The sequence below is a fragment of the Bacteroides sp. AM54-2NS genome, from assembly GCF_003602935.1.
Taxonomy (GTDB): Bacteria; Bacteroidota; Bacteroidia; order Bacteroidales; family Bacteroidaceae; genus Bacteroides; species Bacteroides xylanisolvens.
This window is the reverse complement of the sequence record NZ_QTMZ01000014.1, coordinates 115,331-139,522: the sequence shown is the minus strand read 5'-3', so window position 1 is coordinate 139,522 and position 24,192 is coordinate 115,331. Positions and strand designations below refer to the sequence as shown.

At 42.6% G+C, this 24,192-nt stretch carries 17 protein-coding genes and 2 pseudogenes; 6 read left to right on the top strand and 13 right to left on the bottom strand.

What is annotated here, in order from left to right:
• On the bottom strand, nt 1-228 hold a 228-nt coding region (locus DXA05_RS27475; protein ID WP_284515527.1), incomplete at its 3' end, for a hypothetical protein.
• Between the two features lie 854 nt (nt 229-1,082).
• On the opposite strand from DXA05_RS27475, the gene DXA05_RS11000 reads away from it, so the two are divergent.
• Nucleotides 1,083-1,571 (top strand): hypothetical protein, encoded by a 489-nt coding sequence (locus DXA05_RS11000; protein WP_128859172.1) that lies wholly within the window; start codon nt 1,083-1,085, stop codon nt 1,569-1,571.
• A 165-nt stretch (nt 1,572-1,736) separates the two neighbouring features.
• Here the strand turns inward: DXA05_RS11000 and DXA05_RS10995 are convergent, their stop codons facing one another.
• The 6 genes from DXA05_RS10995 to dapB form a co-directional block, all read right to left on the bottom strand.
• Nucleotides 1,737-2,138 carry a putative toxin-antitoxin system toxin component, PIN family gene (locus tag DXA05_RS10995; protein ID WP_008023883.1) on the bottom strand — a complete coding sequence of 134 codons (402 nt, stop codon included), beginning with the start codon at nt 2,136-2,138 and terminating at the stop codon, nt 1,737-1,739.
• On the bottom strand, nt 2,135-2,341 hold the full coding sequence (locus DXA05_RS10990) for a hypothetical protein (RefSeq protein WP_022199954.1): 207 nt from the start codon (nt 2,339-2,341) through the stop codon (nt 2,135-2,137). Before DXA05_RS10990 ends, DXA05_RS10995 begins: the two co-directional genes overlap by 4 nt.
• Nucleotides 2,342-2,479: 138 nt before the next feature.
• Complete coding sequence (locus DXA05_RS10985) at nt 2,480-3,118, bottom strand: WbqC family protein (RefSeq protein WP_049701561.1); 639 nt, start codon at nt 3,116-3,118, stop codon at nt 2,480-2,482.
• Between the two features lie 80 nt (nt 3,119-3,198).
• Nucleotides 3,199-4,140: a signal peptidase I gene (gene lepB / locus DXA05_RS10980; RefSeq protein WP_128859171.1), complete on the bottom strand. Its 942-nt coding sequence runs from the start codon at nt 4,138-4,140 to the stop codon at nt 3,199-3,201.
• Nucleotides 4,141-4,182: 42 nt separating this feature from the next.
• The gene (lepB, locus tag DXA05_RS10975; RefSeq protein WP_004324267.1) at nt 4,183-5,667 is read right to left on the bottom strand and encodes a signal peptidase I; all 1,485 of its coding nucleotides are present in this window, start codon (nt 5,665-5,667) and stop codon (nt 4,183-4,185) included.
• 35 nt (nt 5,668-5,702) lie between these two features.
• Nucleotides 5,703-6,467, bottom strand: coding sequence for a 4-hydroxy-tetrahydrodipicolinate reductase (gene dapB / locus DXA05_RS10970; RefSeq protein ID WP_087320937.1), 765 nt, complete (start codon nt 6,465-6,467; stop codon nt 5,703-5,705).
• A gap of 83 nt (nt 6,468-6,550) precedes the next feature.
• On the opposite strand from dapB, the gene DXA05_RS10965 reads away from it, so the two are divergent.
• Both DXA05_RS10965 and DXA05_RS10960 read left to right on the top strand, forming a co-directional pair.
• Entirely contained in the window at nt 6,551-7,834 is a 1,284-nt protein-coding gene (locus DXA05_RS10965; protein WP_128859170.1) for a DUF2851 family protein, read from the top strand.
• Nucleotides 7,835-7,945: 111 nt separating this feature from the next.
• Complete coding sequence (locus DXA05_RS10960) at nt 7,946-8,506, top strand: hypothetical protein (protein ID WP_004310342.1); 561 nt, start codon at nt 7,946-7,948, stop codon at nt 8,504-8,506.
• Between the two features lie 61 nt (nt 8,507-8,567).
• Here the strand turns inward: DXA05_RS10960 and DXA05_RS10955 are convergent, their stop codons facing one another.
• The 5 genes from DXA05_RS10955 to DXA05_RS10935 are packed head-to-tail and all read right to left on the bottom strand — an operon-like array spanning nt 8,568 to nt 16,900.
• Nucleotides 8,568-9,083 carry a DUF1573 domain-containing protein gene (locus DXA05_RS10955; RefSeq protein ID WP_118407505.1) on the bottom strand — a complete coding sequence of 172 codons (516 nt, stop codon included), beginning with the start codon at nt 9,081-9,083 and terminating at the stop codon, nt 8,568-8,570.
• A gap of 38 nt (nt 9,084-9,121) precedes the next feature.
• Nucleotides 9,122-11,275, bottom strand: a complete 2,154-nt coding sequence (locus tag DXA05_RS10950) for a DUF4838 domain-containing protein (protein ID WP_128859169.1) — start codon at nt 11,273-11,275, stop codon at nt 9,122-9,124.
• A complete protein-coding gene (locus DXA05_RS10945; protein WP_128859168.1) occupies nt 11,250-14,216 on the bottom strand; it encodes a hypothetical protein in 2,967 nt (988 codons plus the stop codon). The genes DXA05_RS10950 and DXA05_RS10945 overlap by 26 nt, the downstream gene beginning before the upstream one ends.
• Nucleotides 14,217-14,246: 30 nt before the next feature.
• Nucleotides 14,247-15,722 carry a glycosyltransferase gene (locus DXA05_RS10940; RefSeq protein ID WP_004324274.1) on the bottom strand — a complete coding sequence of 492 codons (1,476 nt, stop codon included), beginning with the start codon at nt 15,720-15,722 and terminating at the stop codon, nt 14,247-14,249.
• Between the two features lie 5 nt (nt 15,723-15,727).
• Nucleotides 15,728-16,900, bottom strand: a complete 1,173-nt coding sequence (locus tag DXA05_RS10935; RefSeq protein ID WP_049701567.1) for a HEAT repeat domain-containing protein — start codon at nt 16,898-16,900, stop codon at nt 15,728-15,730.
• A gap of 325 nt (nt 16,901-17,225) precedes the next feature.
• Between DXA05_RS10935 and DXA05_RS10930 the strand changes: the two genes are divergently transcribed.
• From DXA05_RS10930 to DXA05_RS10920, 3 genes and pseudogenes are all read left to right on the top strand, one after another.
• The gene (locus tag DXA05_RS10930; RefSeq protein WP_004310348.1) at nt 17,226-18,569 is read left to right on the top strand and encodes an LruC domain-containing protein; all 1,344 of its coding nucleotides are present in this window, start codon (nt 17,226-17,228) and stop codon (nt 18,567-18,569) included.
• Between the two features lie 115 nt (nt 18,570-18,684).
• Nucleotides 18,685-19,377 (top strand): DUF6250 domain-containing protein, encoded by a 693-nt coding sequence (locus tag DXA05_RS10925; RefSeq protein WP_087320929.1) that lies wholly within the window; start codon nt 18,685-18,687, stop codon nt 19,375-19,377.
• A 36-nt stretch (nt 19,378-19,413) separates the two neighbouring features.
• Nucleotides 19,414-22,487: pseudogene (locus DXA05_RS10920) on the top strand (chondroitinase family polysaccharide lyase).
• 438 nt (nt 22,488-22,925) lie between these two features.
• Here the strand turns inward: DXA05_RS10920 and DXA05_RS10915 are convergent.
• A pseudogene (locus DXA05_RS10915) lies at nt 22,926-24,184 on the bottom strand (DcaP family trimeric outer membrane transporter).
• Between the last annotated feature and the right edge of the window lie 8 nt (nt 24,185-24,192).

Below are 24,192 nucleotides of genomic sequence, written 5' to 3'. Positions count from 1 at the left end.
ACTTGTTTGAATGTATTCTTCATGGTAAGGACTGCGACAAGAAGGCTCTTCTGCCATGTTTCTATAAACCGGAATGTTAAAACAAAAATATTTTCTTACGGGCATTTTTATTTTATCGGCTGAAAGACAGCCGATAAAATTGGCGTGGCGGAAAATAGTATGGTTACTTGAATGACTATAAATCAAAACCTTATGGTGAAAGTATGTGCAAAATATAGAAATATTCATCCTTCACTCCCTTCACCATTCTTTTATATGCTATAAGCTAAAGTAAATATGCTATAAGGAAAAACGAATATGCTATAAGCTAAAATAAATATGCTCATAGCAAACGCTCCATCAAGTATTAATACTTGAGTTATAGGCTATTAATACTTTGTATCTAGGTTATTAATACTTGAGTTGTTGGATATATATACCCAGGACGCAGGATATATATATCCAACGTGCAGGATATATATGCCCAATACATTGGATATATATACCCAACAAATTGGATGTATACACCCATTAATCTATATGATGTAAGCATCTCTACAGTGCTATCTTGTCATTTATCCTTCGGATTTTTATCTTTGTAAGCGTCTCTGCGATGCCGTATTGTTTTATTTGCCATTGTGAAGGAGGTGAAGGATGGTTCTTTCTGTATTTTGCATCCTCTTTCACCATAAAGTTTTGATTTATAGTCATTCAGCTAAAGGTGAAACCGGTGAACCTTCAAAATGAATCTTATAGTTGCAAGTAGTCTTTAGACGGTTCTGTCTTAAGCTTATTGCTGTAAACTTCAATTAATACTGATTTTCTTTTCTCTTTTCTGATTTTATATTCTATCTTTGCAATGCTCTTTATCAAAATCCACAGCAGGGAAGCCTGCTGTATCTAATGTGGCAAGCTTTTTTTATGCTTGTCCCATTTTCCTATATGGCGGTTTCGCACCCCCATGTAGGATGTTAATGCACCTACTGCCTGTTGTGGATGGTGAAGAGCAATGGGACAGGCGGAACCGCTTCTTTTATTCCTTAAAACTACCTTTCTGTATCGCCCCATTAAACTTAATTTATTCACCATTAATTAAAATTCTTATGGAAGAAGTTTTAAGCAACCAGGAGGCCCGTCCGGGGGACACGACGCAACTCATGCACGCTATCTTTTCATCCGATGATGAAATGATGTCTTTTTATCTGACCCTCAATTGTTTTATGAATCCTGAAAGCTATCTAGTGGAACGAACAGATCGAAAGAGACTGGAGGATTTAGCTAATACGCTTTATAGTAATGTGGCGGCCTTTGAAGCCATCCGTACTTATAAGTCGATAAGTGTGAAAGAGGTGATTAGAGGATTCGGCGCGCACATGATGAATACGCAAATCTCCAATACCAATCGTTTCCAGAGTGCTGATGCAGTGGGAACGTTAATGAATTGTATACTGAATACCACTAAAAACAGTTGGCAATTTAAAAAAATGGATCGGAATAACAATATACATCTTCAGAATGTACGATACTTATTGAATCGGTTGGATGCGGCAGAATCTAATGAAGAGAAGAATCGTGAAGAAGTAGCGGTATAAACAGCTTTATAGAGCTCATTTAGTGATTATGGTTTAGTTGAGAGTATGATATGAGATACATCACATGTGACGCTATCGCTAAACCCTAATCATTTTGTCAATGATAGAAATATTTATAGATAATGACAGTTTGAAGCGGTAAACATCTTCCTCCAGATGGGAGGGCTACAATAACTTCATGAACTCTGTTATAGTTACAATTTTTGTCCGGTTATGTTTTTCTAGGACTAATAAATCTTTGTCTCCAGTAACAATGTAGTTAGCTTTGATCGTATCGGCTAGAGAGAGTAAATAAAGATCTTTTTTGTCTCTAATCTCTGATTTGCTTTTTGTTTGGATGACGACATATTTCCCGTATAAATGGATAAGTTTAAGTGTATCGTCTAGATCTTCCGGACGAATATATTTTCGTATTTTCTCCCGCGAAGAAACATCATAGAATTCATCTAGCAGCTCACGGCATACATATATTTCTAATGAGGGATGGGTAAGTAATGTGCGCATAGTCGCAATCTTGCGTCCTAGCATGAATGAAATCCATAGATTTGTATCAATAATTATTCTCATTTCTCGTATCTTATAGCATTTAATTCTGCAAGAATTTCTTCTTCAGAAAGATTCACTCTTTTTGGACGTGATGCTATATAGTCTTTTAAAAAGTCTTCTCTGATATCAATGTCCCAACCCATTTTCTTTGCAAGCTCTTTGAAGAATTTTATATCAGACTTTGGTATACTCAAAAAAACACCTTGATTCATAGTTGTATCCATAACTATTTCCCTTTCATTATTAAGTATCTAACGAATACAAAGATAAGAAAGTTCTCTTGTTTCTCAAATCATTTACCATATCTTTATTTCACTTTAGCAAAAATGAAGGATAACATACTGGGCACAAACAATGTGAGGTTATCGCTTGCCTAGTACCAACAGACTTTCCGGTCCCATATTGAACAACAGATCTATGATACTCAAATTAGGCAGGAAACCCAGTTTGGACTCAAAAACCTGATAGTAAGGTTGTGGAACAAACTCTGTATCCACTTCCCTGAAATCCTTTTTCGGATGAATTACTTCCCGAAAATCGGATTCTCCGGGAGCAAACTCCATCTTATATTCGGAAGTGCGCTCAATGGTGGGGTGAATATCAATCAGTTCACAGACCATCCGGCAGAGTTCTTCGTTGAAATCGATTAAAAACTCGTATTTCTTTTCATAGAAGGGGCGGAAGTCGTCCTTGTAGTACTCAAAGAAAGGAGTATTGTTGTAGGCCGATTCGATGGCGTTCCAGTGCAGATGTCTCCAGTTGCCGTGGTCGGAGATGCGGATATCCTTCATTGGGCACTTCAATGTATCGGGCTTTACGGTTGGGATGGAAAGAGCTAACTCACCCGATGGGCCGGCAATGGTGCACCGGTTGCGGTAGGTTTGTTTTATATAGTGGTCGTATTGTTCTACAAATACCTTGTCATAAGCCAGTAGTTTGGTATAATATTCAACGGGAGCGAGATAGGCTGAAGATAAATAAGCGATGTTCATTTCTTTCATTTTAATTCGTTTAGGAGGCTCTGTTATTAAGGATATTATGAGATATTATGAAGGGGTTGTTTCTTTGATGATCCGGAAGATTATTTCACTGTTCTGAAGAAACGCCTCCATCGATATCCGTCAAATAAACCTGTTTCTTTTTCTTTAGAGAACCAAATGATGGAGGCTTTTCCGATGATATGGTCTTGCGGGACAAATCCGAAGAGCCGTGAGTCGGAGAAGTTGACGGTATTGTTAGACCCCATCCAATAGTAATCTTTGGTGAAATAACAGTGTTGTGTGGGTTTTCCGTCCACGTAGAGAGTGTCGTTCTTTATTTCTGCCTGTTTGCCTTCGTGCATCACGAGGGTATTCCGCAGCAAGGTCATGTTCCAGGGATAGACCCGGATAAATTTCCCTTTTCCGGGGACAATCAGCGGATTTGGTTCGGCATCTTCTTTGTTTGACAAAGGTTGGACGAAACTCTCTTTCCCATTCATGGCCTGTTCCAACAGATAATATTCGTAACGGCTGAAACTGCGTACATGGGTGCTGTCATTACTTCCCATCAATCCGTCGTTGGTGATGGAAAGGGTATGCATGAGTGACGTAATCAGATTTTCTTTTGAGGCGGGATACGAATAAAGTCTTTTCTTATCCGGGTTAAACTGTGCCTCCGGAGAAATAACGGAGAAAAGAGAATCGACCAATAACGTATCTCCCGGAACTCCGAGACAGCGGCTGATATAGATTTCCCGACGGTCGATGACAGGTTGCCGGATTCCGGCAGGATTATTGAATACTACGATGTCTTGCCGACGCACAGGACTCTCGCACCAGCGGTGATAAGAAAAAAGCGACATGAAAGGAACCCGCAGCCCGTAACTCCATTTGTTGACCAGGATACGTTCACCCTGAAAAATGGAATTCTCCATGCCGGTGGAAGGGATAAGGCAGGATGTGAAAGCAAATCCCCGGAGCAGAAGCACTACGGCTACTGCTCCGGCAAATGCTAGTATCCATTTGAATTTACGAATGTTCATCAACTTTTATCACCTTATCACTCTATTCTATCCGTACACTTATCAGTCTACCCACTTGAAGAGCCGGTTCCAGCGAATCTTGCCGTCGAACCATCCACGGTCTTTGTCAAGCGATAGCCATACAACAATCGGTTTGCCCACTACGTGATCTTCGGGTACAAAACCCCAATAACGGGAGTCGGCGGAGTTGTGACGGTTGTCACCCATCATCCAGTAATAATCCATTTTGAAGGTGTACTCGTTGGTCTTTTCACCGTTGATGTAGATACCGTCCGGTTTCACTTCCAGCTTATTGCCTTCGTAGGCTACGATGCAACGCTCATAGATAGGCAGATTGTCTTCTGTGAGGGTAATGGTAGCTCCTTTGGCAGGAATCCAGATCGGACCGTAATTGTTGCGGTTCCATTTGGTATAAAGATTGAGCGGATACATCTGTCCGGCATAATCTTCGGGTTCCATTACTATTTTGCTGATTAGCTTTTTGTTGCCCAAAAGCGTTTCATACATCTTCTTGGTTAGCGGGAAATGATATACCGGATTCAGTTTGCCCTGTGCATTCCGGCTGTCCAGTCCCATTTCCAGCAGTCCGCTTTCCCAGCCGGAGTCTTCTATCAGCATGGTGTCGTCCTTGCTGATACCCAGTTCACGAAGCATATCTTCGGGAATGTACGGACCGGTGGTCTGTACGAAATAGTTGAATTGCAGGTTTTCGGGGTTCTCAATCGCTTTACCGTCAATCATCACCTGTCCGTCTACAATCTGAAGGGTGTCACCGGGCAGGCCGACACAACGCTTCACATAATTCTCGCGACGGTCTACCGGACGCCAAAGGACTTCACCGTAAGTGCGCGGGTTGTTCATTATCTGTTTACGTCCCGCAGCATAGTACAAATCATAGATGGCACGTTGCTGGGCGCGTGTCAGACTATCCATTTCAATCTGTTTGGAATAGATACGTTGTCCCTCGCCATAAGCCAGCGTATAGAAGTCCGTTGTCTGTTGGTAGTTCACTGCTACCGTATCTCCTGCGGGGAAGTTGAAGACAACAATGTCATTCAGTTTCACTTTGCCGAAGCCCGGTACCCGTTTGTACTTCCATTGTGGCCACTCGATATATGATTTAGTATTGAAGACAGGTAATGTATGCTGCGCCAACGGCATGGAAAGGGGAGTGTTCGGTACGCGGGGACCGTAACTCATCTTGCTCACATACAGGAAGTCGCCCACCAGCAATGATTTTTCCAGCGAAGAAGAAGGAATCTGATAATTCTGGAAGATGTAGATATTGACGAAGTAGACAGCAACCAACGCAAACACGATGGCGTCTACCCAGCTCATGATACTGCGGACAGCCGGATTCTTCGACTTCTTCCAAAAAGACCAGGGAATTTTCTTTGTGATATAAATATCGAAAATGAAAGGAACAACAATTAATCCCCACCAACTCCGTACCCAGATTAGGAAGATGAGGTAAAGTAGAATAGCAGTGGCACATTTGATCCATTGTGCGCGTGTGGCTTGTCTCATAATGTTATATTTGTTTAGAACTAGCTTCTGATATTTTAGTCATTTAAGAACGGGAATAAATCACTCATACCCAAAAAACCTTCGTGTGTAGCAGTATATTCGGCTGCCAATACGGCTCCCAATACAAACCCGCCGCGGCTCTTGGCATCGTGGGTGATAGAAATGGTGTCTACATCGGACTCATAACGGATGGTATGAAGTCCGAAAACTTCACCCTCACGGATCGAGCTGATAGGAAGTTCGTTAGGAGCACAATCGTTGGTTCCGCTAATGGCTCCGTCCGGCGCAAGGAAAGTTCCTTTCACCCATTTGTCCTTACGGTCTATCTTTTCCAGAATACCTTCCGCCAGTGTAATAGCTGTTCCGCTGGGGGCATCCAGCTTGTGGATATGATGTGTCTCGCTCATGGTGACATCGTATGCAGGGAACTGATTCATGATTTTAGCCAGATACTTGTTGAGAGCGGAGAAGATGCTGACTCCCAGGCTGAAGTTGGACGACCAGAAGAGTGTTTTGCCCCCTTCCGTGCAGAGCTTCTTGATTTCTTCGCCGTGCTCGGCCATCCATCCGGTACTGCCCGATACCAGTTTCACACCGGCTTTGAACGCTTTCATATAATTGCTGTAAGCTACCATCGGATTGGTAAACTCAATGGCCACATCGGCCGATTTGAATGCTTCCGATTCGAAGTCATCCTGATTATTGATGTCAATGATGCAGACGATTTCATGTCCGCGACTACGGGCAACCTTTTCTATCTCTTTGCCCATCTTTCCGTAACCGATCAGTGCTATTTTCATTGTTTTCTGACTTATATTCAAAATAATAGTCGCAAAGATAAGATTTTTATTACATTTGCAGCGCACATTAACGTCTTGTTAACATGGAACATCTTCTCCACTACGTGTGGAAGCATAAATTATTTCCCCTGAAAGTACTGCAAACCACCAACGGCTTACCGGTAGAAGTGATTGACCCCGGTCTGCAAAACCCCAACGCCGGTCCCGACTTTTTCAACGCGAAACTAAAGATTGACGGCGCCTTATGGGTGGGAAACATCGAAATACATACACATTCTTCCGACTGGTTCCGCCACGGACATCATTCTGACAAAACATACGATTCTGTGATTCTTCATGTAGTAAGCGAAGCAGATACGGAAATAACCCGTTCCAACGGTGAACAGATACCGCAACTGTTACTTACCTGTCCGGAAAATGTGCAATTGCATTACCACGAACTTTGTGTCGCGGATCATTATCCGGCTTGCTATCCCATTCTTGCCTCTCTTCCCAAACTTACCATTCATTCCTGGCTGACCGCTTTGCAAACGGAACGTTTGGAGCAGAAAGCGCAATTAATCACACAGCGTCTCAAACATTGTAACCGTAATTGGGAAGATGCTTTTTTTATCACCCTTGCCCGTAATTTCGGTTTTGGCTTAAATGGAGATGCTTTTGAGACGTGGGCGGGATTACTGCCGTTTCGGGCGATGGACAAGCACCGGAATGATTTGTTTCAGATAGAGGCTTTTTTCTATGGCTTGGCGGGATTGTTGGAAGAAACGTTTCTGAAAAAGGAACAGGAAGACGAGTATAGTCTCCGTCTTTGTAAGGAGTTCCGTTATTTGCAGCGGAAGTTTGAAATCGGGCAGGGGATGGATGCTACGTTATGGCGTTTTCTACGGCTTCGTCCGGAAAACTTTCCGCATATTCGTCTGGCGCAGTTGGCTTATCTCTATCAGAAAGGGGATAAGTTGTTTTCACGTTTGCTGGAAGCGGAAACTCTGGCAGATGTGAGAACCTTGCTGAATGCCCGTACGTCTCTCTATTGGGAAAATCATTATTTATTCGGACGACTTTCTTCACAAAAGGAGAAGGCGATGGGAGAGCGTTCCAAGGATTTGATAATCATAAATACAGTGGTTCCTTTTCTTTATACATACGGCTTGCATAAGGCAGATGAACGAATGTGTGAACGTGCCGGACGTTTTCTGGAAGAATTGAAGGCGGAGAGCAATCATATTATCCGTTCGTGGAGTGATGCCGGGCTTCCGGTTGTCAGTGCGGCGGATAGTCAGGCGTTGATACAGTTGCAAAAAGAGTATTGTGATAAGCGAAAGTGTCTGTACTGTCGCTTCGGTTATGAATATCTGAAACATACATAGATTTGGGAAATTGATTATATAGGCGCAAATATTTAGTTCTTAAAATAACCAAGATGCCAAACTTGTCATTATCTTTGCGCCGTCAATTAAACTCTTAATTTGTATAGTGTTATGAGAGCTAAAAAGTTTGTATGCTGCTTGCTGGCTATGCTGCTGCTCGCCGGTGTTTCGTTTATCTCCTGCGGTAATAGTTCCAAGGCAAAAGCCGATAGTGAACTGACTACGCAAGACGGTGAAGATTTCAAATCGTTTCTGGATAAATTTACTTCCAGTGCAGCCTTCCAGTATACTCGTATCAAGTTCCCATTAAAGACCCCGATTACTTTGTTGGCAGATGACGGCGAAACCGAAAAAACGTTCCCTTTCACCGAGGAAAAATGGCCGTTGCTGGATAGCGAAACTATGAAGGAAGAACGTATCACCCAGGAAGAAGGGGGAATTTATGTCTCCAAGTTTACGCTGAATGAACCGAAACACAAAATCTTTGAAGCGGGCTATGAAGAGTCCGAAGTGGATTTGCGTGTCGAGTTCGAATTGCAGGCCGACGGGAAATGGTATGTGGTGGATTGCTATACAGGCTGGTATGGATATGACTTGCCGATTGGGGAGTTAAAACAAACCATCCAGAATGTAAAAGAAGAAAATACCACATTCAAAGAAATACATCCGTAGAGATAAGTATCAATATCAAGTATTAAGTATTAGCCAGTCGTTTAATACTTAATACTTATTATTAGGGTTCTCCTACATAATATCCTAGTTCGGATTCTTTTCCGTCTACCATCTCCCTGACAATGCCGTTTTTAGTGTTGAAATCCTGATAGAGTTCTTCATAATCACGTGTATAATCTGCGTCGGGGACTACGTTAACATCAAATTTTAGTTCTGCTTTTCCATTTGGGAGCATATTGCCGAAAATCCGGATGCGGTGAACCACTTCGCCTACATTCTTGATGCTGTTGTAGGTTGCCTTGAATTGCCTGATACCGTCTTCGGGAATGATGATATGCGAACTTTTATCCAGAATGATACAGCCACAGGAAGGTTGCATTTCTGAAATGATTAACGGAGCGTCTCCCGTGTTGGTGATGGTAAACATGATATCGAGTTGCTGACCTTGCTTGATAGGGTAATAGTGCCTGACGGAATCTTTTATCGTCATGCTGGTGGGACGTACTTCCTTCCTGCACCCTGTAAAGCAGAGCGGAAGTGCCATCAGTAGTAAAATATAGAATATAGATTTATTCATTGTTGCCATTTATTTTTGTTATATCACTTTTTCAGCATCTAAGGGATGAATGCAATTTCATCGATACCCATTTGCGTTCCCGGTTTCTTTAAACAACTGATTTTTATGCTTAATTGTTCTGTTCCGTTCAGGTCTGCCGGAACGGTGGCTTTCATCATTTCTCCTTTTTCCGGGGAGTCTTCCGGTTTCAAGTCTATTGTTTTATAGGCTACTCCGTCTTTCAGCAGTTGAATCTGCTGTGGCGCATAGATGCGGTGGCGGGGAAGATTCAGAAAACTGATATAGAATGTTCCTGATGCATTGAGTCCTTTAACCGGCAGGTCGATGGTACATTCTTCTCCCGGAATGATAACCCAACCGCAATGATAGTCTCCGGGTAAACCGTGAGTGCCGTCGGTCAGTTTCTTTGAATCATTTTTATTTAGTTTAGGGGTTGCGGAAGGATTCATTCCCAGAAACAAACTTTTCTTTATGTCGGAAGCAAGTATATATTGTTCCCATTCCTTTATATAATAGTCAATCTCATAGGCTGACTCGTTATAATATTCCATTCCGGCAAATGCTTTATGCTCTTTGAGTTGGGCGATCCATTCACGGGTTTGGGGGAGCGGCTGAATATCCTTTCCATTCCGCTTGGCATATCCGTAAGCGTCGAAACCGTGGTCACGTGCTAATTCCATGCGCGTGAAAGACAAAGCGGTCTGAAGTTCGTGCAGCTTTTTGCGCTCTTTCCCTTTTGCTTCGGAAACAAAATCTCCCATTTCATCATAGAATTTGATAAACTTCTCCGGATAGAGGAATCCTTTTTCCGATTCTCTGATACCGGCGTAAAGTCCGAGCCGCTTTCCGGATTGGGCGTTGTTTTCTAGCTCTGTGTAGTAATCGTACAGCCATTTTTTGGATACCGGGTATTCCTGATTAAAATAGCTTTTAATTAATTCATCAACCGGAAGTTCCGGGTTGATAAGAAGGGCTGATAATACAAAAGTCCTCATTTCATCGAAAGAAGAATAGCTGTAACCGCTTCCGTTGAAGAATATGCCGCTGGCTCCGTGTTGTTTGAAAAGTTGGAGTCTTTGCTGGGCTATCTTTAATATGGGGAAAGGAGTGAGGTAGTCGTCGAAGTTGTTGATATAGTCCCATATATAGATGTTGTTCGTTACTTTCTTCCAGTTGTCGAGTTGTTCCGCAAATTTCTTGTCTTGCTCGTCCTTGCCGTCTGTCCGGCGGAGCGGGTAGTCGATAGCGCTGACAATTACCCCGACGTTGGACGGGAGTTGCTTGTCTGTGACTTGTTGCGTGGTCAGGTAGGAAGTTGTAAAGAACGTGTGTTTGGGAAAACGCTGCGACAGGCGGAGGATCAGTTCCGTAACGGCGGGAGTTGCGTTCTTCTCTGTATTTCCCAATGCGGTGCAGGTGGTACACGTACAGGCGTACGGAGTATCATCCGGTGCGATTACAAAACGGAAATTCCCCTTTTCACCGAAGTTATCTACGATGTAATTTTCTATCTGGCGATACATGTCCTCGGAAGAGAAACACAGTTGTGAGTCATCTGTTTTCCCGTGAATGGTGGCATATACTTTCTCTGCATCCTTTCCCAGTACTTTTCGCAGGTTGTGTCCCCATATTCCCCAGCTGTCGTCAAAGTTGTTCAGGCCGATAACGCCTGTATGATCGGCGTTCAGGCCGTATGGAGAATAAATACTTTGATAGTCAAATGCAAAAGCTCCGCAAGTATCGTTGAGATTGATAAGGGCGGGAGGAAGATCCGAACCGTCTATGCGCGGGTCTTCTTTGCTGATCTTCTTTATCAGTTGGTATTGCAGCCATAACATTTGTTTGCCGTCACTTGCGGTCAGTCTGATATCCGAACCTTTGCAGGCTACTTTGAATCCTCTCTGCAATGTCGGGTCTATCTGTATGATGATACGCCACATATCCATCTCGGAGACACCGAAAGCGACCATTTCATCGTCGTTTGCACGTTTCTTGAGGTGCTCGTACAGGTATTTGGCCCATCGGGTATCTCTGTCCGTCGGATCTTCGCCGATTGTGATGAGGTATCCTTCTTTAGATGGGAACATCTCTGTGCGTGCCTGCATGCGGCAGCCGGATAAAAGGCAGCAAATACATATCATTCCTGCCAATATGGGGCAAAGCGTGTCAGAATGAAATATAGACTTGTGCATAGATGTTATATAAGTTTTTATAGCGTGTCGATATGGATTCTATCGGGTTGAGCGGACTGCTCCCTCGCACGGTGTTGGTCTGGTTATAATAGGTATTCCAAGTACCCATCAGACCTATGGTAATATTAGGACTGACCATGTATTGGCCTCCCAGTCCTACCATTGTATTGGTGTGTGAGAAAGAGCCGGGCAGCGCGTAATCCAATACAGCCGTTTCCGGGGCCGATCCGATACTTGCCATGGCGTTGATATTCGTCTTTCCGTCATTAGCCGGGAAGTATTTGGCACCAATCTGTGCATTGTAGTAGAAGTTGGAATTGAAGAAATGCATATCTATCTTCGTGTTGAGGCGAACGACTTCGATCGTTTTGGCTAATTCTCCGCCTACGGTGAGCAGGTTGGTCTTTGACTCATTCCAGCCGGTAAATAGATAACCGTTATCTCCGGTGCCTCCTGCAAAGAATTCGTCGTTCCATTCATAACGTTTCGTATAGGCAGCTACACGTCTGTATCCCACATGTGCTCCTATTTCCCAGTCATTCTTGAGATAATGCCGTATGGCAACATCGGCGGTAATATCCGGGAAGTATTTGGTAGCAAAAGCGGCATTGACCGTAGTGCTCCACTTCGGTGAGAAGTGATGCGTCCATTCTCCCTGTACCTGGATGCCGACCCCTCCCGGTGTCTGTTCTTCAGCCTCCATGCTGTCGCTTGCCGAGCCGCTTCGTCCTGCATAGTTGAGACGTCCCGTGTAGCTGTTCTTCTGGCCTTTTCGGGTGTATTCGGCGGTGGCAACGGAGGTAATGATGTCTTCTTCTCCGTAGCGTGCACGCAGGTAGGTCAAAGCGATCTCATTCTTGAGCATCATGCTTCTAAGGCCCGATAAGTGCCGTTGGAAAGAGCGGTATTCCATGATGGAAGGCTCGTAATACTTTTGATAATAATAGGCTGAATCCGCTTGTCTGTTGGCTTCATATACCACGCCTTTGGTGTATTTTAAAGACTTGTTCTGGCTGTCGTAAAGCAAAGCTGTATCAAGAACAGCGAGAGCTTTTTCGGGTTCTTTCGCCTTTGTCAGTTGCAGGGCACGATATTCGCTGCTTTGTGAGAATGCGCCTATAATCTCTTTGTTGCTCGGGTATTTATTGAGTATCGGTTTCAGGAATTCCAAAGAAGCTTCGTATCTCTTGTCGCGTTCAAGGACAGTAGCCCTCTTTGCCTGATAGAACGGTTCTTCAGGATAGTAATTGATTCCTTGCGCTGTATATTTCTCGAATTCATCGTATTTTCCGAGTAAACCGGACGAGTTAATGGCATACCGTAATCCAAGATCGCTCGATGGATTCAGGCTGACCAGTTTGATGGCTTCTTCGTATGCTTTCTTCGTAGCTCCGGCTTCCATGCACTTTTTGATGTAGGGCACTGCCAGTTCCTCGTATCCGATGACGTAGAAGATACGCATATCCTCGTCGCTCTGCTCGATTGCAGACAAGTATAGTTGCAAAGCCTCTTCGGTTTTGTCCATTTTATCGAGAATAAAGGCCCTTTTCAACGTACCATTCTCGTAATCCGGGAAGTGAAGGGTGATGGTATCCAATGTGGCAAGTGCTTCATTGTAACGTTTCATATTGATATAGCAACTCAAGGCTTTTTCCCATGCGGCACCGTTCACGTCGTTGTCTACATGTTTTTGAGATACAAACAATACGTGCGGCAATGCTTCCGCATACAGACCGAGTTCCATCAGCTTTTCGGCTTTCTTCATGTGCTGTGCGCTCATGGCAAGCGTAATGTCATAATCATCAGGATACATCTCGTACATCTTTTTCAGCGTTGAATAGGCAAGATCATCCTCATTCATCTGGCGATAAAGCATATATTCTTTATAGAGAATTCCTTTGTCATTGTTGCCATATTGTTTCTTAGCCTCTCTGATATAGAAGAGGGCATCGTCGGTATATCCGCGGGTGACGGAAGTGTTCAATAAATAGTCTAATGCTTCCTTGTTCTTGTTGCCTCCTTCGTAGGCCATGCCATATAATACATAAGGGTCCCGCTGTTTCTCTGCACGGGCAGCTTCCATCAATAAGTCGTTGTACATACGCCGTATGGCAGGACTATTGTTTCTCTTCATTTGCTCGCGTATAAATGCCAGTGCTTCCGGATAACGCGCCAATTCACTGAGGATACTTGCCCTTTTGACGATGAGGGCACCACTTCCCGGTATGGCAGCCAAACCGTTGGATGACCAGCCTAGAGCTGCTTCCCGGTTTCCTTCCTGTAAATGCAGGTTGATGATGTCCAGGTAATATTCTTCGTTTTGAGGAGATACTTTGATTAGCTCCGTCAGTCTCTCGATCGCTTCTTTCCGGTTACCGCCTTTTTTCATTTGTTGGTAGCCTACTTCCATGCTGTAGATGTAATCCTTCCTTAGAATGGTATCGTTCGGGTAAATCTGATTGATTCGTTTCAACAGGCGATCCGCTTCCACATCGTTGTTCTGCTTGCGGTATAGTTCAATCTTCCTTCGCCATAAGCCTCTCCAATACGGATTCACTTCCAGCAACTCATTAACGTAGCAAATGGCACTGGAGTAGTTTTCGGTAATATCTTCCACGTCTACCAGCAGGTGTTTGGCATTGACGTTGTTATAATTGTCGTCTATTGCTTTAACAAGATGATAACGCGACTGGTCATAATTCTTTTCGTGAAACCAGTATTTGCCCATGAGCCATTCAAGGTCAGAAACATTCGGGTATTTCTGAAGGCCCTCCTCCAATAGCTCTTTTCCTGCTTCCCATTCCTCGTTCGCAAAATGCTCCTGCACAATCTGGGCATATTGCTCCGGCGTCTGGAATCCATTATCGGTTCCGGAGGAAGAGGTTATCAGCAAAAACAGACAACCTAATAAGGTGATCTTATGGAGAAATTCTCTGTTCATTCTATCTTGTCTTTAATCTTTCTTTCTTGTTTAAATCGTTGCCGGTTCAGGCTTCATAGCCGCTGTTTCAGCATCATCCGTATTTTCTTCTTTCTGCTTGAATCCTTTACGCTCCATATTCTTCCACTTGAAGTCTCTATTGGTCAGATAGCTAAGGTATCCTCTCAATGAACAGAAAGTGATGATGGGATGATAGAAGATGGGCTCCAATATGGACGCTATGATAATCCACAGATATTCGTATCCTCTTTTATAAAGCATCCCGACGTAATAGTCGTAGGTAATAACGACGATGGAAAGGAACTGGCAGAACGTATAGATCGTCAGGTAAATCATCCACGCCGTATTCCAGTTGACCGCTCCTGTAAAGGCCAGATAGATAAATACGATCAAACCGGTAAGTTCGATGATGGGTGCCAAAAACTCAAATACGAACATATAAGGCAGAGTCAGCAATCCCATCTGTTTATATGTTTTCTTGAAGATCATCTTATGGTGGATACTAAGTGTCTGGAACAATCCTCGTGCCCAACGGGTACGTTGACGGTAAAGCATCGCCAAGTTGGGAGGCCCTTCCGTCCAACAGCAAGTATCAGGAATCTGAATAATCTTATAAGGACGGGAGAAGTCGCACATATATCCTACCATGCGGGTAATGAGGTCCATATCTTCTGCAAAGGAAGTACCGTCATATCCTCCGGCTGCAATGGCTACGGAACGGTCGAAAAGACCGAATCCACCGGAAACATTCGGCATACCATTGATTGCAGACCATCCCATCTTACCAATCAGGTAGGAACGCATGTATTCGAGGTTCTGGAAAAGCGGAATCGGAGTACGCGGAGTTCTCACGTCTACTATCTGCCCGTCTTTCACTACGCATCCGTTTGCCATCAACATCGTTCCGCTGACTGCGATTACCTGTTTATCGGAAGATATAATGGGCGATATACAGCGGTAAAGAGCATATTTCTCTAAGATACAGTCTACGTCCGTACAGATGAAATAAGGATATGAAGAAACATTGATACCTGCATTGGATGCATCCGCCTTGGTTCCTCCATTCTCTTTGTCTACAACGATGAGTCGACTGTATTTCGGACTGGTAGATTTGAAGAGTCTTCTGAACGGTTTGGTTTTGATTCGCTCAATATAGGCATAGGGCACTTCTATCAGTTCGTAATGTTCAATCATCTTCTTCAACGTACTGTCCGTGCTTCCGTCATTTACAATCACCACCTCGAAAAGCGGGTATTCCAATGCAAGCATAGAGTTCACGTTATCAATGATTGTCTTTTCTTCATTGAAAGCAGGGGCAATTACCGAAATACCCGGTGTATAGGGAGATTCCTTAATTGTTTTCCGCATATAGCTTTCCACATAGTAATCTTTTCTCCGTTTCAGAGAAATGAAAGAGAGGAAGGCGAATGTGACGAAGAATATCGCCAGCATACTCGTATAAAAGAATACGAAATAATTGAAGAATGTAAATATTATATCTCTCATATTCTCTAAATTAACTGGTTGATTAACGGATGCTTGGTATGGGCAAACAATATAGCTGTGTGGGAATCAGCTTTTCTCTCCAATTGATCGAATGTTTTTCTTCCCATTGAACTGTATTCATAGAGGGCTTTCAGGATGATACGTTTTGTCCCCCAGTTGTCTGCTTCATCATAAGCATTGTAAAGAAATCCTAATGCTTTATCTGTTTTCAGGTCTGCAACAGCCGAAATGATTTGTCGCTTGACTTCTTCCGGTTGCACATGATACATTTCAATCAGCTTGGGCTCGATCTCTTTATATTTTAGTTTTCCTAAAGTTCTGATCGCTTCGCCCCGGATTTCGGTAGAGCGTGCGTTGATTTGTTTAGCCAGAATGGGAGCACTATCGGTTTCATTATATAACCGGATTTCGTTGATAAAGAATATCTTAACATTCTCTTCGGCCGAAGTATTCACCCATTTTATAAAGCTCGGTGTGTTATATCCCACCTTCTTGCGGTGTTCCAAGATGGCATGCAATTCCATCATATCCCATTGTCTCAACTTCATGCCGATGTCTTCGTCGAAGAAACGGAACGGATCTCCCTGGCTTAGCCACATATAAGTGTAGCGTGCAGAGTTCCTCAATTCTATTTCACGATGATAGAGGAAGCGCACCAATACTGCTTCAGAGGCATATCCGTTGATGGATTGAATAAGTTTCAGCGCTTGTATCTTTGCTCTTTTGGAGCCGAATTGAAGTTCGCGTTCAAGGAAACGCGTGATCTGGAATACGGTTTGAATCGTTTGATAGTTTAGTTCATGGATGTCATCTTCATGTACACTCTTGATTTCTGTTAATAGTTGAGTGATAATACGTAATTCATTAGGCTTGGGACGTTTTTTCGTATCATACTGTAATCTGTCCGCGATTTCTTCTTCACTTAATGTGTTAGAATCTAGCGAGATAGATTTCATTTCCTCGTAATATTTGTCGAAAGCTTTGTTGTATCTTCGCTTCTCTTTCCGCCTTTTGAATATACCATATATAATATGGAATAGGAGAAACAAGTACGCAATAATACAAAACATTACAGCAATTGAGCATATTCTTATGATTAAAGGATAGCCAATAAACTTGTAATATATCCAATAGAAATAATATTCTATGTAATCTATACCATACAGTACTTGATCCATTTCCCTTGATATTTAATCTATAAAACTTGTATATTCAAAACAAAAGTTTTATATTTGTTGTATTGAATGTTCTGTCTAATGCAAATATACTAAATAACTTGTATATATTATCCATTGTTCATGAACAGGGCTTTTGAGCCATATTTGAACTCTTGTGATTATTTTCGATGGAAAGGATTGAAATTACAAATAAAGGCAGGTAAAAAGCCATTAAGCGTTAAATATATTTTTGATAAGTTAACATATAGGGCTCGGATATGGGTGCGATAAGGTAGAGCTTTCATAGGAAACTGAAACAAACAATAAATTTAAAAATTAGATTAAAATGAAGATTAAAAGTTTGATGTATGTCCTTATGGGGACGATGTTGGTTGTTGCTTGTACAGACAGTAACAATGAAGAAGGAATAGTGGATAATGGAGGAGGAGATGATTCCCCGCAGTATGTTATTCCGGCAGGGTTTGATTTTGCAACTAGTCGTACTGTCTCTGCTAAAGTTTATTCAAGTAAGCCTGTAGCGGTTGATTTGTATTGGGATTCAGAAAATCAGGAAAGAAGTTTGTTGGTGAGTGGCCTGCTTGTTGATGGAGAGAAAGACTTGGAATTGAATGTGCCTATTCACTGTGCCAATATTTATTTGAAGTATTCTGATGGAACAGATAAAACAGCATCATTTCCGATAAATAGCGTGACTCGGAGTGGCGAGACTGTAGCAATAACTGTACCTGAAGATGCGGTGGCGGTAACTAGTGAAGAAGATGATGGATGGTTTTTCTATCATAATACAGGCGTTGCTATGTTTGAAGACAATTGGCCGATTGAACCAGGTCAAGACAATGATTTGAACGATGTTGTTTTTGAGTACGATTTGAAAGTAACCGAATGTCAGGCTGAAAAATGGTTCGAAGCTGGTCAGGGATATAAAGAAGGATTGAAGTTGACTTTGGATATTCGTGCCAAAGGCGGTCGATATCCTATTAAATTAGGTGTAGTATTAGGTGGCTTGGATAAAAAGTATATAGAGACTGTTGCAACCCGTATTCTTTTGAAAGAAGGACAAGGAAAAGAAACCGAACTTGCTACTGGGGAAATGAAAGCAGAAATGCCTCAACAGCAACTCTTTGGAAAATCGCAATTTTGTAAAGTTACGGTAGACACGGAACACGGTAGCCCGGTTATCATAATGGATGGTTTGAGTGCTTTGGGTGATAATACTAATTTCTTCCAGACTACAAAAGGTTTTATAAATCCGGGACAAGGCATGTTACGTGCAGAAATTATTTTGGGAGCTAAGGTTCGTACTAGTCTTACTGAAGATTTGGATCAATTGAAAGCTTATCGTGCTCTTATTACTGATACTCATAATCAGAACTTCTTTATTGTGACAAATACGAATAAAGAGATTCACATGAAAGGCTATAGACCTTCTTATCTTTATACTAATTACGAAGCTGATTCGGCCGGTGAAATGATGGAAGGTGTTCCATATTGTAATAAGAATGGTTTTGTTTGGGGAATTAAAGTTCCTGTTGGCGTAAAACATGCTTATGAAAAGGTGCTTTTTGATGACGCTTATCCTGAATTCCGTGCTTGGGTGACTAGCAATGGAGTTGATAACAAGGATTGGTATTTGCATCCGGCTGCTGAAAAAGTGGTAGAGGCTTGGTAATACAAATTCCCGGTCAATACATTATTTGAGATATTTTGTACAATTTGAGCCCCTCTTTTTTCGAAAAGAGGGGTTTCTTTGTATCCGGAAGAATTATCTTTAAACTAATACCGTAATGACGAAGCGATTTTTTATTAGCTACAGTTTGATTACTTTATTTCTCTTAAATAGTGTAGTGCTGTTTGCACAACGCGAAAATGCGTTTGCACAACAATGGAAGATAGAAGATGCATCCCATGCCTTGCAGGTGATAGAACGTACAGATACATTAGAATTGATCGTGCCGGATGGATTGACTATGTGGTATCAGCAGCGATTGGCGGGGAATTATGAGGTTAGTTACCACATTTGTATGGTGATGCAAGGAGGGAAGTACGATCGCTTGAGTGACTTGAATTGTTTTTGGGCTGCTAATGACCCTAAATACCCAGATGATCTTTTTGCTCGTAGTCAGTGGCGCGACGGTATCTTTAAAAACTACAACACATTAGACCTTTTCTACGTTGGATACGGGGGAAATGATAACTCGACGACTCGTTTCCGTCGTTACAGAGGAGAATATTATGGAGTAGCAGATGACAAGGTGAAACCCTTATTGAAAGAATATACTGATGCCTCTCACTTACTTGTTCCCAATCAGTGGTATCAGATTCGGATTAGAGTGGAAAAAGGAATCACGACTTATTCTGTGAATGGTGAAGAACTGTTCCGCTATGTTCTTACAGGCGACGAAGGTGACGGACACTTCGGTCTTCGTCTCTTGCAGAATCATGTACTGTTTACAGATTTTAAAGTGACTACTCTCTGACTTATATACTGAAAAACCTAATAAGACGATATATCCATGATGAAACAACCTTTTATTAAATTTGGAGTGACAACTCTATTTTCTCTTTTGTGTTCAACATTCCTTCATGCGCAAGTCGTAACAGATGAGCGGATGTTTTCTTTTGAAAAACCGCAAATACCGGATTGTATCACCGCTACCCATTCCCGCCTGTCGGTATCAGATCTGCATTATAAAGATGGAAAACATTCGTTGGAATGGACATTTGAACCGGGTGGTATATTGGAACTCAAGAAAGACCTGAAGTTTGAGAAGAAAGATCCGACCGGCAAGGATTTATATCTTTCGGCTTTTATTGTGTGGGTTTATAATGAAGTGCCTCAGAATGCGACTATTGAGTTTCAGTTTCTGAAAGACGGCAAACGATGCACATCTTTCCCTTTTGGTATTAATTTCAGTGGTTGGCGCGCTGCATGGGTCTGCTATGAACGTGATATGCAAGGCACACCGGAAGAAGGCATGAATGAACTCCGAATTATTGCTCCAAATTCAAAAGGAACCCTTTTCATCGATCATTTGATTACGGCTACTAAGGTTGATGCACGTCAACAGACGGCCGATCTGCAAGTCCCTTTTGTCAATGCCGGAACCACCAACCATTGGCTGGTTGTCTATCAACACTCGCTTTTGAAACCGGATATTGAATTGACTCCTGTAGACGATAAGCAAAGAGCAGAAATGCAACTGTTGGAAAAGCGTTTTCGTGATATGATCTACACGAAAGGCAAGATCACAGATAAAGAGGTTGAAAATATTCGCAAGAATATGATTTCTATCAGATCACTTACAAAAACGGTCAGGTTTCGGGAGTACCTATCTATATGGTACGTGCCGCCGAAGCTTATGAACGAATCATTCCGGATTGGAACAAGGATATGCTCACTAAGATGGGTGTGGAAATGCGTGCTTATTTCGATCTGATGAAAAGAATAGCTGTTGCATATAATAATAGTACGGCGAAACCGGTGATTCGGGAAGAAATGAAGAAGAAGTTCTTGGCAATGTACGATCACATAACCGATCAGGGCGTGGCTTATGGTAGTTGTTGGGGAAATATCCATCATTACGGGTATAGTGTTCGCGGCCTGTATCTGGCATATTTCTTGATGAAAGATGTGCTTAGGGAAGCAGGCAAACTCCAAGAAGCCGAACGGACATTACGCTGGTATGCGATTACTAACGAAGTGTATCCCAAACCGGAAGTTGACGGAATTGATATGGACTCTTTCAATACACAGACCACAGGGCGTATTGCCAGTATTCTAATGATGGAAGATACACCGGAGAAACTGCAATACTTGCGGTCTTTCTCTCGTTGGATTGATTATGGTTGCCGTCCTGCACTGGGGCTGTCCGGTTCATTTAAAGTGGACGGAGGTGCTTTCCATCATCGCAATAACTATCCGGCTTATGCCGTAGGCGGACTGGATGGGGCAACAAACATGATTTATCTTCTTAGCCGGACGGAATTTGCAGTTTCCAAGTTGGCTCATGAAACGGTGAAGAATGTATTGCTGACCATGCGCTTTTATTGCAATAAACTGAATTTCCCTCTTTCTATGTCCGGTCGTCATCCGGATGGAAAAGGTAAACTGGTTCCTATGCATTTTGCCATGATGGCTTTAGCCGGTTCTCCCGATGGAAAGGCGGAATATGATAGTGAAATGGCTTCTTCTTATCTTCGTTTGATTTCAAATTCGGGCGTTGAGAATGATGCTCCCGAATATATGCCCAAAGTTTCAAATGCTGAAGAACGCAAAGCGGCAAAGCTTCTGATAGAGAAAGGTTTCCGTCCGGAACCGGACCCACAGGGGAATATAGCAATGGGTTATGGTTGTATCTCTGTTCAACGTCGCAGTAACTGGTCTGCCGTGGCCCGTGGACATTCCCGTTATTTATGGGCGGCTGAACATTATTTGGGAGCGAATTTATATGGTCGCTATCTGGCACACGGCAGTTTGCAGATATTGACTGCTGCACCGGGGCAGACAGTGACTCCGGCCACTAGTGGTTGGCAGCAGGAAGGTTTTGACTGGAACCGTATCCCGGGAGTTACATCTATTCATTTGCCGTTGGAACAATTGCAGGCTAAAGTACTCAATGTAGACCGTTATTCAGGAATGGAAGAGATGCTTTATTCTGATGAAGCTTTTGCAGGCGGATTGTCTCAACAGAAGATGAATGGTAACTTCGGAATGAAGTTGCACGAGCACGACAAGTATAACGGATCGCACCGGGCACGTAAATCTTACCATTTCATCGATGGAATGATTGTCTGCCTTGGATCGGATATTGAAAATACAAATACGGAATTCCCCACTGAAACGACTATCTTCCAATTGGCAGTCACAGATAAGGCGGGACATGACTATTGGAAAAATTATCAGGAAGATAAGAAAGTATGGGTAGATCATTTGGGAACAGGTTATTATGTTCCGACAGCCATTCGGTTTGAGAAAAACTTCCCTCAACATTCGCGAATGCAGAATACGGGAAAGGAAACAAAGGGTGATTGGGTTTCTTTGGTAGTAGATCATGGAAAGGCGCCGAAAAACGGAAGGTATGAATATGCTGTTTTGCCTCAAACGAATGAAACCGCGATGAAGAAGTTTGCGAAAAAGCCAACTTATAAAGTATTGCAGCAAGACCGGAAGGCGCATATTGTAGCGTCCGCTTCCGAGCAGATTGTTTCTTATGTATTGTTTGAAACTCCTGAAACAACGTTGCCGGGTGGTCTGTTGCAGCGTGTGGATACTTCCTGCCTGGTTATGACTCATAAAGAATCTGCTGATAAGATTAAACTGACGGTAGCACAACCTGATTTGGCTTTGTATCGCGGTCCAAGTGACGAAGCGTTTGACAAAGACGGGAAGCGGATTGAACGTAGTATCTACTCTCGTCCGTGGGTTAATAATGGAAGTAGTGAAATACCGTTGACTGTGACCATAAAAGGCCGATGGAATGTGGAAGAAACTCCCTATTGTACGGTAGTCTCCTCCAATGAAAAGCAAACAATCTTGCAATTCAGTTGCAAAGATGGTGCTAGCTTTGAAGTGGAACTAAAGAGATAAGAAGTCAGGCAGTCAGAAAATGTTTTGTTTCCCTTTGTATAAGCGTGGTTTCCAAAGCTTTGAAACTGTTGTTTCTAGCCGCAGAAACTTTAGTTTCTACAAAGGGAAACTTTGGTTTCAAGCGTATGAAACTCTAGTTTCAAGTAAGGAAACCAAAAGTTTCAAATAGCGAAACGATTGGTTTCTCGGTGTGAACTAATCGTTTCCCGTAATGAAACAAAGGTTGTATATAAGTGAAGTAAATATGACTGTTGGGGCTCCCGTAATGAATGTCTCCGATTAATGAAATGTAGTTTGCTGTTTTCGGTGACAGCAATATTGTCATCACAATGCTGTCACCGATTGCTGTCACAATGCTAATCGTTTATAATCAAATCATTAGGTAGTAATCGGTGACAGGTGACAGATATATAATCAAAAGAATTGTGTAGAGAGAGATTAGAACATGAACATGGCAACAGCAACAATGCGGTTGTTGCATACGGCATGAGTATCTCTGATTTTTCCGTTGGAGGCATTGAGTGAACCATACCATGCAGAGCTTAAGGTATATTCCAAACCGAATTTCCAGTGGGGAACATTGTAGGTCAGTTCTGCCCCTGCTGTTACTAACTGATCGAGGTTTGTTCCCGTTCCATACACTTGAGCGTCAGTTCCATCTGGAGCATATAGTGCATCGCTTGTTCCCAAATTCTTAGCATAACCTACAAAAATTCCAGGTTCCATTTCTTTCCGTAGACAACATTCAACCAAGAGCTGGAGAAACGTATGGGAGTATATTTTTGTTCTCCGGTGTGCTCGTCAACTGACTTAATGCCGAATCCGCCTAATCCGGAGGCTTGTGTAAGATTGGAACCTAATACACTTTTTGCGGCAATGAACCAGGCTTTATGAGTATATTTCGCATGGGCCTCGTAAGAAAGGGTAGTTATGCGTTCGTTTATTTTATATTGATCTCCGTTCGCTCCCCAAGCATGTATGCGTGGCTTTAATGATAATAATTCAATGCCGACACCTGCCAATAAGCCGTCTTTCTTGTAGTCAGCTCCTACATATATCTCCGGGATGCAACCATTCTTTAAGTATTCATGACTTTTTTTACTCTCTTTCGGTTTGTCAGGATTGATACCTTGTGAAGTGTATTGTGATTGCCATACTGCTGCTCCGGTAAGTTGGAAATTCTTGTTTGTATAGCGATAACGAATTTGAGGTGCACGACTAAATGGTTGGAACGGTGCTCCTACGGAGAGATTAAGAATCTGTGGAGACACATCTCCAAATAACGGATGCCAAGTCTGCCCGAGCAATACAGCCGATTTTCCCCAATCCAGATTCAAATAAGCATGGCGAAGTCGAATGACCGAATAAGAGGTACCTGTACCACGGAAGTCAACCTCTACTTTGGCAGATGTCTTGGCCGTCCCCAGCTTCGGACCGGCAATGTCTACTCCGAGACGTGAATACAAGGTATAGAAATTGCTGTTGGGCGTTGAGTTCAAATCATTCCCATCCGGATCACGTACCTTATCTTTCGGATACATATAAAACAATCCGTCTACGGTCTCTTCATTAGCACGACTATTATAATAAAAGTCAGTACGGATTTGTCCGTAGAATTTGAACTTGAAATCCTGCATTTGTGCGAAACTGCCCGATACGATTATCAGGCAAAGAAATAAGAGAATGTACTTTTTCATAATGTGCA